The organism is Pseudomonas sp. Q12-87 (assembly GCF_001269755.1).
Lineage (GTDB): Bacteria > Pseudomonadota > Gammaproteobacteria > Pseudomonadales > Pseudomonadaceae > Aquipseudomonas > Aquipseudomonas fluorescens_S.
The window spans coordinates 196,499-211,837 of record NZ_LHVI01000011.1; the positions used below are offsets into that span (position 1 = coordinate 196,499).

Here is a 15,339-nt window from a genome sequence, read left to right on the forward strand (position 1 = left end):
CTATTCTGGGAGCCATGGCGGCATTCGGCGATGGCGATTCCTACGGGTGTCGTGCCTAATCCTCCGACCTTGGTCGTGGATTGATCCTATGGAGTACCAGACCTGCGATGATGTTCCCATCCCTTTATCCATGAAGTTTTTCCCATGTTGCTGACCCGTCATCTCGATGCCAACGCGGCGCTGGTTTCGCTGATCGAACCCCTGGCGACCCGTGACGGCTTTATTCCTACACGGCTGCCTGGCGTGCAAGTGCTGCGGTGCAGCCAGGACATTGCCCGTGGCCCACAGCTCTACGAGCCGAGCCTGGTGATCATTGCCCAGGGCAGCAAACTGGCGTACCTGGGGCCGCGCACGCTGGAGTACGGCGCTGGGCATTACCTAATCCAGGCGTTACCGGTGCCGTTCGAGTGCGAAACCTATGCCATGCCCAATGCTCCGCTGCTTGGGATATCCGTTTCGATCGACCGGGCGCTGTTGGGCGAGCTGGTGCTGGCGATGGGGTTGATGCCGGGGCGAAGCCTCGCGGCGCAGACGCCGGAGTCCATGACCAGCGCCGTGCTCGATGGCGCCATGCGCGGATGCGTCGAGCGCCTGTTGCAGTGCTTGCACGACCCGCTGGAGTGCCAGGTCATGGGCCAGGCGCGACTGCGCGAATTACTCTTCGCCGCCTTGCGCGGGCCTCAGGCTGATGTATTGCGGGCGCTGGTGGAGCAGCAAGGGCAGTTCGCTCGGATTGCTGCGGCCCTGAGCCACTTGCATACGCACTTCACCGAACCGCTGAACGTCGAGACGCTGGCCAGTTGCGCGAACATGAGCGCCTCGACCTTTCATGAACATTTCAAGCGCAGCACCTTGCTGTCGCCGGTGCAGTATCTGAAACGGCTGCGCCTGCTCAAGGCCCAGCGGCTGCTGCTCACCGAGGGCTTGGGCGTGGCCCAGGTCGCGCATCAGGTGGGGTATCAGAGCTCGTCGCAGTTCAGCCGGGAGTACAAACGCTACTTCGAGCGTAATCCCGGGGAAGAGCGCGCAGCTTGATACACTGAAAATCCTTTGTGGGAGCGGGCTTGCTCGCGAAAGCGGTGTATCTGCCGGCATTTTTGTCGACTGACCCACCGCTTTCGCGAGCAAGCCCGCTCCCACATTTGGACTGTGATGTTCCTCTGATTGCGGGCAACAAAAAGGCCCCCATTGCGGGAGCCTTGATGTTCAGTGCGTCGACTTACATGTTCGGGTAAGTCGGCCCACCGGCGCCTTCCGGCGAAACCCAGGTGATGTTCTGTGCAGGGTCCTTGATGTCGCAGGTCTTGCAGTGCACACAGTTCTGGGCGTTGATCTGGAAGCGCTTCTCGCCGTCTTCCTTGGTCACCACTTCGTATACGCCGGCCGGGCAGTAGCGTTGGGCCGGTTCGTCGTACAACGGCAGGTTCTTGCTGATCGGGATGCTCGGGTCGGTCAACTTCAGGTGGCAGGGCTGTTCCTCTTCATGGTTGGTACCGGAGATGAACACCGAGCTGAGTTTGTCGAAGCTGAGCTTGCCGTCCGGTTTCGGGTAGTCGATCTTTTTGCAATCGGCCGCCAGCTTCAGGCAGGCATAGTCGGGCTTGTTGTCGTGCAGGGTGAACGGCAGCTTGCCGCCGAAGATGTTCTGGTCGAGCCAGTTGAAGCCGCCGCCGATAATGGCACCGTACTTGTGGATTGCAGCACCGAAGTTGCGGCTGGCGAACAGCTCTTCATGCAGCCAGCTGGCCTTGAAGGCGTCCACGTAGGTGTTCAGTTCTTCAGCGCCTTCGGAGCCCGCGAACAGCGCATCGGCCACGGCATCGGCGGCGAGCATGCCGGATTTCATGGCGGTGTGGCTGCCCTTGATCTTGGCAAAGTTCAGGGTGCCGAGGTCGCAACCAATCAGTGCGCCACCCTTGAAGACCATTTTCGGCAGCGAGTTCAGGCCGCCCTTGGCGATGGCGCGGGCGCCGTAGCTGACGCGCTTGCCGCCTTCGAGGTACTGCTTGAGCACTGGGTGATGCTTGAGGCGTTGGAACTCGTCGAACGGCGACAGGAAGGTGTTGCTGTAGGACAAGTCAACGATCAGGCCGACCACCACTTGGTTGTTTTCCAAGTGATAAAGGAAAGAGCCGCCGGTGTTTTCGGTGCCCATGATGTCCAGCGGCCAGCCAGCGGTGTGCACCACCAGGCCTGGCTGATGCTTGGCCGGGTCGATTTCCCAGATTTCCTTCAGGCCGATGCCGTAGTGCTGGACGTCGGCTTCGCTGTCCAGGTTGAAGCGCTTGATCAGTTGCTTGCCGATGTGGCCACGGCAGCCTTCGGCGAACAGCGTGTATTTGGCGCGCAATTCCATGCCAGGGGTGTAGAGGCCTTCCTTCGGGTGGCCTTCACGGTCGACACCCAAGTCACCGGTGATAATGCCGCGTACCACGCCATTTTCGTCGAACAGCGCTTCCTGGGCGGCAAACCCAGGGTAGATTTCCACGCCCAGGTTCTCGGCCTGCTGGGCCAGCCAGCGGCACAGGTTGCCCAGGGAAATAATATAGTTGCCTTCGTTGTGCATGGTCTTGGGCACGAAGAAGTCAGGGATTTTGCTCGCGGTCTCGGGGCTTTTCAGGACATAAATGTCATCGCGCTTGACGGGCGTGTTCAAGGGCGCGCCGAGTTCTTTCCAGTCCGGGAACAGCTCGTTCAGGGCACGGGGTTCGAACACCGCGCCGGAAAGGATATGCGCACCGACTTCGGAGCCTTTTTCGACCACGCAGACGCTGATTTCCTTACCGGCTTCGGCGGCCTTCTGTTTCAGTCGGCAAGCGGCAGACAGGCCAGCGGGGCCGGCACCGACGATGACCACGTCGAATTCCATGTATTCGCGTTCCACAGGCTATCTCCTACTCAAGGCTCACAGTTTTTCTAATTGGAGGTTTGGCGTTGCATCCGTTGTTTCCTTCGCGAAAGCGACGAAAGCGACAATGGATGAAACGCGGTTCTCTCTTAAGCGGCGCATTATATCTACACCACTCTCAGGGTCCAATACAAACGTTTGTTTGAAATTGCCGCAGCCCAGATAAATCACTGACGTACGGCTTATGACTGACCATTTTGCCGTATTGACCGGAATAGGCGTTCCGGTCAAGATACGGGCGGTTTTGCGCTCGCCGTAGGCTGACTATTGGTTTCAAGAGCACCTCTAAAGACAGGGCCAAGGCAGCACAAAGGGACGTATTGCGTGGTTCGGACGCGCAGTTTACACGCCGCGATAATGAATGACCCATCAGTCATCACTGACGAATGGTCTTCACTCCCGTGAGCAGGGTCATGTGTGGTTCATGCCGGCGTTTTTAGAGGTGCCCTTGCGCCCATGATCATCAACCGCCAGGTTCGCCTAGGCGACTTTCTTTTCACCGGAGAGTAACGAGGAATCCATGAAGGTTCTTGTAGCTGTCAAACGAGTGGTCGACTATAACGTCAAGGTTCGCGTCAAGGCGGACAACTCCGGCGTCGACCTCGCCAACGTCAAGATGTCGATGAACCCTTTCTGCGAAATCGCCGTAGAAGAAGCCGTACGCCTGAAAGAAAAAGGCGTGGCGACTGAGATCGTCGTCGTCTCCATCGGCCCGACCACCGCCCAGGAACAGCTGCGCACGGCGCTGGCACTGGGTGCCGATCGCGCCATCCTCGTCGAATCCGCCGAAGACCTGACCTCCCTGGCCGTGGCCAAGCTGCTCAAGGCCGTTGTCGACAAGGAACAGCCTTCGCTGGTGATCCTAGGCAAACAAGCCATCGACAGCGACAACAACCAGACCGGCCAGATGCTTGCAGCATTGAGCGGCTACGGTCAGGGTACGTTCGCGTCGAAAGTCGAAGTCAGCGGCGACAGCGTTGCCGTGACCCGTGAAATCGACGGCGGCGCGCAGACGGTTTCCCTGAAACTGCCGGCCATTGTCACCACCGACCTGCGTTTGAACGAGCCGCGTTATGCGTCGCTGCCAAACATCATGAAAGCCAAGAAGAAGCCTCTCGAAGTGCTGACTCCGGACGCTTTGGGCGTTTCCACTGCCTCCACCAACAAGACCGTGAAAGTCGAAGCGCCGGCTGCACGCAGCGCGGGCATCAAGGTCAAGTCGGTGGCTGAACTGGTCGAGAAACTGAAAAACGAAGCGAAGGTAATCTAAATGACTATCTTGGTTATTGCTGAACACGACAACAAAGTGTTGGCCCCGGCCACGCTGAACACCGTCGCTGCCGCTGCCAAAATTGGCGGCGACATCCACGTCCTGGTGGCCGGGCAGGGCGCTGGCGCCGTTGCCGAAGCCGCTGCGAAAATCGCTGGCGTGGCAAAAGTACTGGCGGCCGACAACGCTGCCTACGCGCACCAGTTGCCGGAGAACGTCGCTCCGCTGGTAGCTGAGCTGGGCAAGGGCTACAGCCACATCCTGGCTGCCGCCACTTCCAACGGCAAGAACATCCTGCCGCGCGTTGCCGCTGCACTGGATGTCGACCAGATCTCCGAAATCATCTCGGTAGAAAGCGCCGACACCTTCAAGCGCCCGATCTACGCTGGTAACGCCATTGCCACCGTGCAATCGACTGCTTCGGTCAAGGTCATCACCGTGCGCGCCACCGGTTTCGATCCGGTTGCCGCTGAAGGTGGCTCGGCTGCCGTTGAGGCCGTAGGCGCTGCCCATGACGCGGGTATCTCCAGCTTCGTCGGTGAAGAACTGGCCAAGTCCGACCGTCCGGAACTGACCGCTGCCAAGATCGTCGTTTCCGGCGGCCGTGGCATGCAGAACGGTGATAACTTCAAACATCTGTACGCCCTGGCTGACAAGCTGGGCGCTGCCGTCGGTGCTTCCCGCGCGGCGGTTGACGCAGGTTTCGTACCCAACGACATGCAGGTCGGCCAGACCGGCAAGATCGTTGCGCCACAGCTGTACATCGCCGTCGGTATCTCCGGCGCGATCCAGCACCTGGCCGGCATGAAAGACTCCAAAGTGATCGTAGCGATCAACAAGGACGAAGAAGCGCCGATCTTCCAAGTGGCCGACTACGGTCTGGTAGCAGACCTGTTCGAAGCCATCCCTGAGCTGGAGAAGCTGGTCTAATCCGGCGTCTTCACTTATAAAGAGCCCGGCCTTTTGGCCGGGTTTTTTATTTCCGTATCAGAGGAGCGTATCGCCATGGAACTGCGCCGTTTGGTTGGTTGGTCGTTGCTATGGGCACTGGTGGTTGTGCCGGGCCTGTCTGCCGCTGCCGGCAAATGCGAGCGACTGATTGCCACTGGCAGCCCGGATGCGCCGCCTTATCTCTGGCAAGACCCCCATGACCCCAAGCACTTGATCGGTGCCGGTGCCGATCTGCTGATGCAAGTGGGGGCGGAGCTGGGGCTCAAGATCGAACTGCTTTACGCCGGCAAGCGTGCCCAGGCGCTGGATGAAGTGCGCAGCGGCCGCATGGACCTGCTGACCGATGCTCCGCTGACCAGCAGCGGGCTTGAAACCCTGGACTACGTGCACCCGCCCTTGCTGGAAAACGATTACCTGGTCTGGACCCGCAAGGATTCGACGCTGGTCATCAATGAACCCGGCGACCTTCATGGACACCCAGGCGCATTGTCGGAAAAGTCGCGGATGACCTCGGATTTTGGCGTCTTTGCCGAGCAGAAATTATCCCTGGTCCGCACGCCCAACCTGACCCAGGCATTCCAAAAACTGCTGCTGGGAGAAGTGGAATATGTCCTGGCGGGCCGCTATTCGGGCTTGGCAATGGCGCAGACGCTGGGGATGGCGAACGACCTGCAGGCTTCGCCGCAACCGGTGGATAAACCGGGGCTGTTCCTCGCGATTTCCCATAACTCCGCCTGCAATGACCCATGGTTACGCGGACAGCTGGCGCAAAAGATGACAGAATTGGCCGCGTCCGGCCTGGCGGAGGCTGTGTTGCAGCGCAATCTGGAGCGTTGGAACACACAGTTGCAGCCACCTGTCAGTGCCCCAAAACAGTAGGGAACATTAGTGACTATTCGACCTCTTTTCGCTGCCCTGGCCGTTATGGCTCTGGCGGGCTGCGCAGCCGATCCGGCGCCGAATGAACAGATACGCCTGACTGAACAGGCATTGGAGCAAGCCCGGGCCGTGGGCGCCACCGCCGACGAAGTGCCCGAATTGAAGCTGGCTGAAGACAAGTTCGCCCGGGCCAAATCGAACATGGCCGACGCATCCTACAAGAAGGCGCGGATGCGGGCCGAACAGGCCGAACTCGATGCTCGCCTGGCTGAAGCGAAGGTGCTGACCCTCAAGAGCCAGGAGCAACTGAACGTGCTCGACACGCGCATCAAGCGCTTGCGCAAACAATTGAGGGATGATGCCCAATGAAGCCGTCCCATGTTTTTGGCGGCCTGGTCCTGACGGGCCTGGCCAGCTTGTACGGCTGTGTGGGCCAGCGCAGCGAGGCCGCGCTCGAGCAAGCCAGTTCCGATTTCCAGAAGGTCAAGGAAGACGCCAACGTATTGCGTGCCGCGCCCCGGGACGTCATCCGTGCCGGTGAATCCCTGGCCCGCGCCGATCGCTTGTCCAGCTATTGGGGCAGCGGCGAGGATGTGCAGCACTATGCCTACCTGAGCCAGCGCTACAGCGAGATCGCCCGTGAGCATAGCAACCAGGTGCTCAACGAAGAGCGCGCCGCGAAGCTCGAATTGGAGCGTCAGCGCCTGCAATTGGCCCTGCGCGAGTCCAAGCTGTTGAGCGTGCAGCAACAGGGCAAATGGCTCGAAGAGCAGATCATGGCGATGGCGACGACCCAGACCGATCGCGGCCTGGTCATGACGCTGGGTGATGTGTTGTTCGACACCGGTGAAGCGGAACTGAAAAACTCGGCCAACCGGATAGTACTCAAGATTGTGCAGTTCCTGCAGCTCAACCCCAAGCGCGTGGTGCGCATCGAAGGGTACACCGACAGCACGGGCGGCAAGCAGGAGAACCTCAAGCTGTCTCGCGACCGAGCGCAAGCAGTGGCGGATGTGCTGGTGGACCTGGGGATTGATGAAAAACGCATCCAGGTCGAAGGCTACGGCGATGAGTACCCGGTAGACGTCAATGCTTCCGAGCGTGGCCGGGCGCAGAACCGTCGCGTTGAAATTGTGTTCTCCGATGAAAAAGGCCAGCTCGGCGCTGCCCGTTAAGGGCTGCGTCACTGGAAAACCCGGCCCCGTTAATGGCGCCGGGTTTTTTTTGGCTCAAAATAGATGATCCACGGGTACAGTTGGGGCTGTCACTGCGCTGTATGGTCAAGTAATCTGGCAACTGTCCCAGTACACTTCTAAACTGTTCCGGTATCGTTTCCGACAAGAATAAAATGCCCGTGAAATCGAGTGCTGCGTCATGACCAACCTTCTTCTCTATCAACGTATCGCCCAACAGCTGGCCGAAGACATCCGTCGCGGGGTCTATCAGCCCGGTGAGCGCGTACCTTCGGTGCGCAAGATGAGTTCGCAGCTCAACGTCAGCCATGCCACGGTGTTGCAGGCCTACGCGAACCTTGAAGACCAGGGACTCATTCGCGCGCGGCCGCAGTCGGGCTACTACGTGCACCAGACGCCGGCCTTGACGGCGCCGACCCCGGACATCGCCCGGGTCGAACGCCCGGGCCTGGTGACTCGCAGCAGCATCATCCAACAGGTGTTGGTCGAGTCGCGTCGCGAAGGTGTATTCCCCCTCGGGGCGGCGGTGCCGAGCGTCGATTACCTGCCCGTTCGGGCGTTGCATCAGCAGTTGGCCAAGGTCACGCGTTTTCACAGTCCGCGAGCGTTCAGCTACATGTTCAGCCCGGGCTTCGAGCCATTGCGGCGCCAGGTGGCGATTCGAATGCGCGATGCCGGCGTGGTGGTAGACCCCTCCGAAGTGGTGATCACCCATGGCTGTGTCGACGCGCTGCAAATGTCCTTGCGAGTGCTGACCCGGCCGGGCGATTTGATCGCCGCCGAGTCGCCCACTTATTACGGTTTGCTGCAACTGGCGGACCTGCTGGGCCTGAAAGTCATCGAAATTCCCAGTGACCCGGTCACCGGCATGAGCCTTGAAGCCTTGCAACTGGCGGCCAACCAATGGTCGATCAAGGCATTGGTGCTGACCACGCGCCTGAGCAATCCCCTGGGCGGCACCATGCCGGAGGAGCGCCAGAAGCAGTTGCTGCGCCTGGCCTCGGACTTCGACATCCAGATCGTCGAGGACGATATCTACGGCGAGTTGATGTTCGAGCAGGGCCGCACCAAGGCACTGAAGGCCTACGACCGCTTGGATCGGGTCATCTACTGTTCGAGTTTCTCCAAGACGTTGTCGCCGGGTGTGCGCATCGGCTGGATGATCGCCGGGAAATTCCAGCAGGAAATCCAGCGCCTCCAGACCTTCAGCACACACTCGGCGTGCAGCGTTACGCAGATGGGCATCGCGGCGTACCTGGAAAATGGCGGCTACGACCGGCACCTGCGTTTCATTCGCCAGGAATACCGCAAGAACCTCAGCGCCTTCCAGCTGGCGGTACAGCAGTATTTTCCCGAAGGTACGCAAATGAGCCGTCCCACCGGGGGATTCATCCTGTGGGTGAGCCTGCCGGGACGGGTCAATACCCAGGAATTGCATGTGCGGGCGTTGCAACAGGGCATCAGCATCGCGCCAGGGCTGATCTTCAGTAACACCGAGCAGTTCAACCACTGCATTCGTTTGAACTGCGGCACGCCCTGGAACCGCGAGGCAGAGCGCGCCTTGATGACGTTGGGCCTGTTGGCCACTCAGCTATGCCAGGAGACGGCCAGCGGATTATTTTAGAAATCAGGGGCTTGGCTTGATGTGCTTGTCAGCGCCTCATTATCAGGCGAGCATGGACGTCTCTGCCGTGAATGTCGTTTTTTTATGAAAGCCATTGTTCCTGCCGCCTGGGTTTTGATCGGCCTGTTGACCGCCTTCCATACGGGAGGCGTCACGGCGGCTTCGGCCCAGGAAAAGCCTGCCGCCAGCACTGCGAAAGAGGCCGCGAAAAAACCGTCGACGATTAAACAGGCTCCTGCGAAAAAAGCGGCTCCCGCGAAGAAGAAAAAACGCGCGCCCATCGCTTCCAAGAGCAAGTCGGCCCATGAGGTCGCCAAAACCCCGTTGCCCCCGGCCAAGCTGGACTTGAGCCTGCCCCATGACATGGTCGAGGAGCTGCAGCCGCCCGGTAAGGTCGCGTTGCCCAAGCGTGAGGCACTGTTGCCGTCCATGTTCGGGCAGAAACCCGGACCGTTCCAACTCAACGGCCGTTTGCTGAGCAATGAAATGCAACTGCCGCTGCGCAATCAGGAGCGCAGTGAAGTTGAAGGCGCGGCGCTGGATTTCGAATTCAAGCAGTAGAGTCCCGCAAGTACGCAGCTCGTCGCTGACTGTTCAGTCATTTGGACATGAATAAAAATACACGCAGACGGTAATTTAAAACGAGTGTTTTAGCCGCTACTCTGTGTCCTGTTACCCATCATTACCTGTTTCGAGGATCTTCTCGTCATGAAATGCCGTGAGGGCTGTGGCGCTTGTTGCATAGCCCCTTCCATCAGCTCGCCGATCCCAGGCATGCCCTATGGCAAACCTGCGGGAGAACGTTGCGTGCAATTGTCGGTCGATAACCTGTGCCGGATCTTCGGCCAGCCGGAGCGTCCGTCGGTGTGCTCGGCGTTCGAGGCGGATATCGAGGTCTGCGGCGACAGCAGCGAAGAGGCCATCCGGCTGATCGGCTGGTGGGAGCAAGTGACGGCAGCCTAGTGGGTGAATGATCGGCACTGAAATGAACGAACTTGGACAATAAGGAAAAGAATTATGGGTTCGCTGCATCGTATGGCTGTGATGTGTGGTTTGACCGTGTTGCTGGCGTCGGCCACCGCGCAGGCAGAGGACTGGCAGGTCGCCAAGGAAAAGGATGGCATCAAGGTTTCCCTCAGTGAGGTGGCAGGCTCCAAATACAAGGCCTACCGCGGCGTGACGGTCATGAAAACCAGCATCGAAAAGCTGCGCGCCCTGCAGGAAGATGTGTCCGGCGCTTGCAGTTGGATTCATGAGTGCAAGAGTCAGAAGTTGCTCAAGCATGAAGGCAACAAAAGCTGGACCTACACCCAGTTCAATACGCCTTGGCCGGTGACGTCCCGGGATTCGGTGCTGGAGGTTACTACCGAGGAAGGCGCCGATGGCAGCCTGACCCGCAAGCTCAAGGGCGTGCCGAAGTATCTGCCTGAGGAGAAGGGGTTCGTCCGCGTGACCCAGGTCGACGGCTTCTGGACATTCACGCCAAAGGGCCCCAATCAGGTCGAAGTGACTTACCAAGTCCACACTGAGCCTGGTGGCGACGTACCGTCCTGGCTGGCGAACAAGTTCGTGGTGGATGCGCCGTTCAACACGCTGCAAGCGCTGAAGGAACGTGCCGAAAAATAACCGGCCTTGCCGTTACCTGAAGACCGCCCGCGAGGCGGTCTTTTCATGTGTGCCGTCCAACAGCCCGCGGAACGATTGCTCAACGGCCAATGTCGAGATGAAGGTAAACCAGGCCCTGAATTGATCGAGGAGACACCGATGCAGAAGTGGGAAATCACTTTCGTGGATGATCATGGCGAAGCCATCGCCGAACACTTCGACTATCACCAGGAGCCCACCATGGAGCAGGCCGCACAATTGATTCGCGAAAGATTGCTTCCAGTGTCCGCCCAGCTGGATCTCAATGACCTGGAAGGTCGCACCCAAGATCCAACCCTGAAGAACCTCAAATCCCAGCACAGCATCGAAATCATCAGCATTACACCGATTTCATGAAATCGTTGCCTGGCCTCGCTTGGCAGTGGCTATCACTTGAGGCTACTCTGCAAGTGAGATCAGCGAAAGGATCGCGAAGGTCCGGTCTTGTCAGCTACATGCTTGTGTCCCGACGGTTATTTGATGCCGTACCGCGTACTGCCAAGGGCTGTGCGCACGGGAAAACGGAAAGTCTATCCATCGGTCTGAGGGGGACGTTTCATGAGCACAGCCTATCAAGAAGACATCAGCACCAGCGTATTGCGCCGCATGAAAGAAGGCGGTTTCGATTTTTCCCGATTCCATCCTATTGAGTTCTACGCCATTTTCCCGGACGAGGAGCGGGCGCGCAGGGCGGCAGGTCATTTTCGGGGCGAATCGCTGAATGCGCAGATCAGTGCGCGGGATGACGGGGCCTGGTCATTGGAACTGAGCCGGGTGATGTACGCCACATACGATGACATCGGAGACTTCGAGCAAGACTTCGAAGCCGTCGTCGAACCCTTGGGGGGCGTCATCGAGGGGTGGGGCGTCAAGCAGGAGATCCGGCGCCTGCAAGCCTGACAATTATTGACTGTAACTGCAGCAACGGCTGACCTTGTGTCGGCCGTTTTCGTATGCGCGCCAGTGACGACTGACCCATCTTCGTGCTCTCCGGGTGCGAAACCTGCGTGGTGCCCGGCGGTCTGACCCGCGTGGCGCTGCGCGAGGGCTCCCTGGTGGTGAGGGACCAAGGACACCTGGGTGGTGGAGGATTGAAGGAAACCTGTAATGCTGAGTAGAACCGCCTCGGATCTGCATGGGATGTCACGTTACCTGGACGTGCGGAAACCGAAATGGACGCACGCCTGCACTACACCGACATCAGCGACATCCTCGAAGGGGGCCTGCATGCCTGGCTCACCGAATTCATCCCACTGGTCCGCGAACTGGGCGACGCCATCCACAGTTCCTACCTGGAGGTCATATGAGACTCTCGATCAGCCACGAAACGGCCTACCACTATGAGGACCAGGTTCGCGCCAGCATCCAGTACCTGCGTCTTACCCCCCACGACAGCGAACGCCAGCACGTGCTGAGCTGGCAGCTCGATTTGCCACGACCGGTGCGAGCGCAACTGGACCCGTTCGGCAATATCCTTCACGTGCTGACCCTGGACGAGCCCCACGAAACAGTGATCATCGGTACCCGGGGACAGGTGGATATCGACCCGTCGCGCGAAGCGGAACATGAGAGCCAGTCGGCGCTGCCGTTCTTGCGGTTCACCCGGCTGACCGAGGCAGACGAAGCCCTTCGGGCATTCGCCCTGCAGCAATGCAAGCAGCGTCGCGATCGCACGGCATTGATCGACCTGATGCACGGGCTGAACCAGCACATGGCCTACATGCCTGGCTCCACCGCGGTCGAGACCAGCGCGGCCCAGGCTTTCGCCGGTCGTAGCGGTGTGTGCCAGGATCACGCCCATGCATTCCTGGCCTGCGCCCGCAGCTTGGGCGTGCCGGCGCGGTATGTGTCGGGCTATCTGTTCAGCGAGCAGAGCGAACACCTGGCCAGTCACGCGTGGGTCGAGGCCTGGCTCGATGACGCCTGGTACAGCTTCGATGTGACCCATAAACTGGCCCGACCGGAGCGACATTTGAAACTGGCGGTAGGCCTGGACTACCTCGATGCCTGTCCGGTGCGGGGCATGCGGCGTGGCGGTGGCGGTGGCGGCGAGCAGATGCACGCCAAGGTGATCGTGATGCCAGCGCCGGTGATCACCGTGCAACAGCAATAACCCTGTGGCGAGGGAGCTTGCTCCCGCTGGGCTGCGCAGCGGCCCCTTAACCAGCTTGCGAGCCCTTTGCACTCGGACTGGAGCAAGCTCCTCATAAAAGCGATCTCACGGAGCCGGCTGTTGCTTACGCCCCGCCATATGCTTGAGGTACCCCACCAGTAGATCCAGCTCGGAATCTGGCAGGACCGCCGCAGAGAACCCCGGCATCTTCCCTTGTGGCCAGCGCCGCAAGGCCTGGGGGTCGCGGATATAGCGCTTGAGGAAATCGCCGGAGAAATACTCGGTCGGATTGAAAGGAATGTTCAGGTCCGGGCCGAACTGGGCGTCCCCGGCGCCATTGAGCCGGTGGCACGCCAGGCAATTTTTCTGGAACAGTTCGAAGCCTTTGTTGACCGGGTCATCCTTGGCCAGGTTGGCTGCCGGAAGCAGGGCAGGGAAGCGTTCGGCCACGGCTGACAGACGCTTGATACTTGCCACTGCATACGGCCATTGCTCCGGGCTGATATGTCCCGCCTGGGGATCGGTCCAGACCAGGTAGAAAGGTCCGGCGCTGGACTTGCCTTGCGCCAGCGGCGGCCAGGGTTGGGCCGGGTCTTCGATCGCCAGCCAGGCCTGGGCGCCGTGAGTGTTGAGTAGCGGTGCGGCGGGCATCTCGGCGGCGAATCCGTCCAGGGCAACGGCCTGCAAATGATCGTCTGGTTGGACGCCCGTCAATAACGCCGCCAGCGGCACGGCGCGATAACTCATCGGTTTCTTGTAGGAAGCGTCTTCGGCGATCTGGACTGTGCGGGCTTCAGGGTGCTTGAGCAGTTCTTCGGTTTGCCAGGTGCGAGCCGTCGCGCCCAGCTCAAGCACCAGCTGTGCGGCATACAAGGGCGTGCTGAGCAGCAACGCCCCGAACACAATGAGAGCTTTCAAGTGGAACGCCTTCCATGTCGAGGGGGTGCCACAGAGGTTGGCACAGCTATCGCGACTCGAACAGCGAACCCGCCTTATTTTTGGCGAAACAACTTGATGAACTTATGGATGCCTGCCCGCAGGATTCAGCCGATCACCTTGGTGATATTCGGCAAAATCAACAGCAGCGTCGTGGCAAAGAGAATGAGTCCGGCTTGACGAACTTTTGAATGTTTGAACATGGCTGACCCGCCTTTTTTGTTATTTCCTGAGGCCAGCCTGCATATCCATGATGGCTGGCATTGCACTTCCTGTATGACAAGGGCCTCGGCAAAACCCGACGACTTTTCTTGTACAAGGTTTACATTAGGGGCCGCGGGCCACTTGGCTTAGATCCAATTAATATGAATTGCTATGGAATAGCTCTAAAAATGGCATGAGGCTCATTGCCATCTTCTTGGCGGCCCTTTGGCTAGACAGCTTGCTCTCCTGAATCGGTTAACCCGATAGCTCGCTACCGTTCGTCTGAGCGTGGCCGTCAATGCCGCTGAGCATTGTGGTCATTGAATCCGGGGCCGCTGGGCTTATGGTTAAGGGCGTTGCGTTACCCATTGGTGGTTCGAGGATGTCATGACCGAAGCTTTGATTTTCGACGCGCTACGCACGCCCCGTGGCAAGGGCAAGGCCGATGGCGCGCTGCACAGCGTCAAACCAGTGAGCCTGGTAGCCGGCCTGTTGAATGCCCTGCAACAACGCATGGACCTGGACACCAGCCAGGTGGACGACGTCGTGCTCGGTTGCGTGACGCCGATGGGCGAGCAGGGCGCCGACATCGCCAAGACGGCTGCCGTCGTGGCCGACTGGGATATCAGCGTGGCGGGCGTGCAACTCAATCGCTTCTGTGCCTCGGGCCTGGAAGCAGTGAACCTGGCCGCAATGAAAGTACGTTCCGGGTTTGAAGATCTGGTGGTGGCCGGCGGCGTTGAATCCATGTCCCGGGTTCCCATGGGCAGCGATGGCGGCGCGTGGGCGCTGGACCCGCAATCCAACCTGCACGGTCACTTCATTCCCCAAGGCATCGGTGCCGACCTGATCGCCACCCTTGAAGGCTTCAGCCGCGAGGACGTCGATGCCTACGCGCTGCATTCCCAGCACAAAGCCGCGCGAGCACGAGGCGACGGTTCGTTCGCCAAATCCCTGGTCGCGGTGCGGGACCAGAATGGCCTCGTGCTGCTGGACCACGACGAGTTCATCCGCGCCGAGTCGACGCTCGAAGGCCTGGGCAAGCTCAAACCGAGCTTCGAAGCGATGGGCCAGATGGGGTTCGACGGCACGGCGTTGCGCATCTATAGCCACGTCGAGCGAATCAACCACGTGCACACGCCGGGCAATAGTTCCGGCATCGTCGATGGTGCAGCCCTGATGCTGATCGGTTCCGAAGCCAAGGGACGCGCGATGGGCTTACAGCCCAGGGCTCGGATCGTCGCGACGGCCGTCACCAGCACCGACCCGACCATCATGCTCACCGGTCCGGCCCCGGCCAGCCGCAAGGCTTTGGCCAAGGCCGGCCTGCGGGTCGAGGACATCGACCTGTTCGAGGTCAACGAAGCCTTCGCTTCGGTGGTGCTCAAGTTCATCAAGGACATGGCCATCGATCCCGCCAAGGTCAACGTCAACGGCGGATCCATTGCCATGGGCCACCCGTTGGGCGCTACCGGGTGCGCCATCCTCGGCACCTTGCTCGATGAGTTGGAGGCGCGTCGCCTGCGCTATGGCCTGGCGACCCTCTGTGTCGGCGGCGGCATGGGCATTGCCACCGTCATCGAACGCCTCTGAGCCCGATTTCAAGGAACATTTTTC

The 15,339-nt window shown here is 59.8% G+C and carries 16 protein-coding genes and 2 pseudogenes; 16 read left to right on the top strand and 2 right to left on the bottom strand.

Annotated features, from left to right (window positions below):
* Positions 1-144: 144 nt before the first annotated feature.
* Positions 145-1,035: an AraC family transcriptional regulator gene (locus tag AD663_RS07510; protein ID WP_003179443.1), complete on the top strand. Its 891-nt coding sequence runs from the start codon at positions 145-147 to the stop codon at positions 1,033-1,035.
* Positions 1,036-1,219: 184 nt separating this feature from the next.
* Here AD663_RS07510 and AD663_RS07515 read toward each other — a convergent pair whose 3' ends face one another.
* Entirely contained in the window at positions 1,220-2,884 is a 1,665-nt protein-coding gene (locus AD663_RS07515; RefSeq protein ID WP_003179444.1) for an electron transfer flavoprotein-ubiquinone oxidoreductase, read from the bottom strand.
* A gap of 544 nt (positions 2,885-3,428) precedes the next feature.
* Between AD663_RS07515 and AD663_RS07520 the strand changes: the two genes are divergently transcribed.
* The 14 genes and pseudogenes from AD663_RS07520 to AD663_RS07575 all read left to right on the top strand — a co-directional run bounded on the left by AD663_RS07520 (position 3,429) and on the right by AD663_RS07575 (position 12,582).
* A complete protein-coding gene (locus AD663_RS07520) occupies positions 3,429-4,178 on the top strand; it encodes an electron transfer flavoprotein subunit beta/FixA family protein (protein ID WP_003179445.1) in 750 nt (249 codons plus the stop codon).
* The gene (locus AD663_RS07525) at positions 4,179-5,108 is read left to right on the top strand and encodes an electron transfer flavoprotein subunit alpha/FixB family protein (protein ID WP_003179446.1); all 930 of its coding nucleotides are present in this window, start codon (positions 4,179-4,181) and stop codon (positions 5,106-5,108) included. It abuts the gene before it with no gap.
* A gap of 75 nt (positions 5,109-5,183) precedes the next feature.
* Positions 5,184-6,008 (top strand): ABC transporter substrate-binding protein, encoded by an 825-nt coding sequence (locus AD663_RS07530; protein ID WP_003179448.1) that lies wholly within the window; start codon positions 5,184-5,186, stop codon positions 6,006-6,008.
* A 9-nt stretch (positions 6,009-6,017) separates the two neighbouring features.
* Positions 6,018-6,377, top strand: coding sequence for a DUF4398 domain-containing protein (locus AD663_RS07535; protein ID WP_003179450.1), 360 nt, complete (start codon positions 6,018-6,020; stop codon positions 6,375-6,377).
* Positions 6,374-7,183 carry an OmpA family protein gene (locus tag AD663_RS07540; protein WP_053213495.1) on the top strand — a complete coding sequence of 270 codons (810 nt, stop codon included), beginning with the start codon at positions 6,374-6,376 and terminating at the stop codon, positions 7,181-7,183. Before AD663_RS07535 ends, AD663_RS07540 begins: the two co-directional genes overlap by 4 nt.
* Before the next feature lie 199 nt (positions 7,184-7,382).
* The gene (locus tag AD663_RS07545) at positions 7,383-8,825 is read left to right on the top strand and encodes a PLP-dependent aminotransferase family protein (RefSeq protein ID WP_003179454.1); all 1,443 of its coding nucleotides are present in this window, start codon (positions 7,383-7,385) and stop codon (positions 8,823-8,825) included.
* Between the two features lie 84 nt (positions 8,826-8,909).
* Positions 8,910-9,386 carry a hypothetical protein gene (locus AD663_RS07550; RefSeq protein ID WP_053213496.1) on the top strand — a complete coding sequence of 159 codons (477 nt, stop codon included), beginning with the start codon at positions 8,910-8,912 and terminating at the stop codon, positions 9,384-9,386.
* Positions 9,387-9,533: 147 nt separating this feature from the next.
* A complete protein-coding gene (locus AD663_RS07555; protein ID WP_053213497.1) occupies positions 9,534-9,788 on the top strand; it encodes a YkgJ family cysteine cluster protein in 255 nt (84 codons plus the stop codon).
* A 54-nt stretch (positions 9,789-9,842) separates the two neighbouring features.
* Positions 9,843-10,451 carry an START domain-containing protein gene (locus AD663_RS07560; protein ID WP_003179459.1) on the top strand — a complete coding sequence of 203 codons (609 nt, stop codon included), beginning with the start codon at positions 9,843-9,845 and terminating at the stop codon, positions 10,449-10,451.
* 138 nt (positions 10,452-10,589) lie between these two features.
* Complete coding sequence (locus AD663_RS07565) at positions 10,590-10,826, top strand: hypothetical protein (RefSeq protein ID WP_003179461.1); 237 nt, start codon at positions 10,590-10,592, stop codon at positions 10,824-10,826.
* Positions 10,827-11,027: 201 nt separating this feature from the next.
* A complete protein-coding gene (locus AD663_RS07570; RefSeq protein WP_003179463.1) occupies positions 11,028-11,369 on the top strand; it encodes a ribonuclease E inhibitor RraB in 342 nt (113 codons plus the stop codon).
* 80 nt (positions 11,370-11,449) lie between these two features.
* A pseudogene (locus tag AD663_RS29560) lies at positions 11,450-11,564 on the top strand (hypothetical protein); the annotation flags it as partial.
* Between the two features lie 62 nt (positions 11,565-11,626).
* Positions 11,627-11,776 (top strand): annotated as a pseudogene (locus AD663_RS28880) (alpha-E domain-containing protein); the annotation flags it as partial.
* Positions 11,773-12,582 (top strand): transglutaminase family protein, encoded by an 810-nt coding sequence (locus AD663_RS07575; protein ID WP_053213498.1) that lies wholly within the window; start codon positions 11,773-11,775, stop codon positions 12,580-12,582. The pseudogene AD663_RS28880 and the gene AD663_RS07575, both read left to right, overlap by 4 nt.
* Positions 12,583-12,687: 105 nt before the next feature.
* On the opposite strand, the gene AD663_RS07580 is transcribed toward AD663_RS07575, so the two are convergent.
* Positions 12,688-13,500 (bottom strand): cytochrome c, encoded by an 813-nt coding sequence (locus tag AD663_RS07580; protein WP_053213499.1) that lies wholly within the window; start codon positions 13,498-13,500, stop codon positions 12,688-12,690.
* A 609-nt stretch (positions 13,501-14,109) separates the two neighbouring features.
* On the opposite strand from AD663_RS07580, the gene AD663_RS07585 reads away from it, so the two are divergent.
* Positions 14,110-15,315, top strand: coding sequence for an acetyl-CoA C-acetyltransferase (locus tag AD663_RS07585; RefSeq protein ID WP_003179474.1), 1,206 nt, complete (start codon positions 14,110-14,112; stop codon positions 15,313-15,315).
* Positions 15,316-15,339 lie beyond the last annotated feature (24 nt).

Excerpts from the sequence above, each read along its gene's own strand:
- AD663_RS07540 (WP_053213495.1), top strand. The coding sequence starts at position 6,374 with ATGAAGCCGTCCCATGTTTTTGGCGGCCTGGTCCTGACGGGCCTGGCC.
- AD663_RS07530 (WP_003179448.1), top strand. The coding sequence starts at position 5,184 with ATGGAACTGCGCCGTTTGGTTGGTTGGTCGTTGCTATGGGCACTGGTG.
- AD663_RS07525 (WP_003179446.1), top strand. The coding sequence starts at position 4,179 with ATGACTATCTTGGTTATTGCTGAACACGACAACAAAGTGTTGGCCCCG.
- AD663_RS07520 (WP_003179445.1), top strand. The coding sequence starts at position 3,429 with ATGAAGGTTCTTGTAGCTGTCAAACGAGTGGTCGACTATAACGTCAAG.
- AD663_RS07550 (WP_053213496.1), top strand. The coding sequence starts at position 8,910 with ATGAAAGCCATTGTTCCTGCCGCCTGGGTTTTGATCGGCCTGTTGACC.
- AD663_RS07570 (WP_003179463.1), top strand. The coding sequence starts at position 11,028 with ATGAGCACAGCCTATCAAGAAGACATCAGCACCAGCGTATTGCGCCGC.
- AD663_RS07575 (WP_053213498.1), top strand. The coding sequence starts at position 11,773 with ATGAGACTCTCGATCAGCCACGAAACGGCCTACCACTATGAGGACCAG.
- AD663_RS07560 (WP_003179459.1), top strand. The coding sequence starts at position 9,843 with ATGGGTTCGCTGCATCGTATGGCTGTGATGTGTGGTTTGACCGTGTTG.
- AD663_RS07585 (WP_003179474.1), top strand. The coding sequence starts at position 14,110 with ATGACCGAAGCTTTGATTTTCGACGCGCTACGCACGCCCCGTGGCAAG.
- AD663_RS07555 (WP_053213497.1), top strand. The coding sequence starts at position 9,534 with ATGAAATGCCGTGAGGGCTGTGGCGCTTGTTGCATAGCCCCTTCCATC.
- AD663_RS07510 (WP_003179443.1), top strand. The coding sequence starts at position 145 with ATGTTGCTGACCCGTCATCTCGATGCCAACGCGGCGCTGGTTTCGCTG.
- AD663_RS07565 (WP_003179461.1), top strand. The coding sequence starts at position 10,590 with ATGCAGAAGTGGGAAATCACTTTCGTGGATGATCATGGCGAAGCCATC.
- AD663_RS07545 (WP_003179454.1), top strand. The coding sequence starts at position 7,383 with ATGACCAACCTTCTTCTCTATCAACGTATCGCCCAACAGCTGGCCGAA.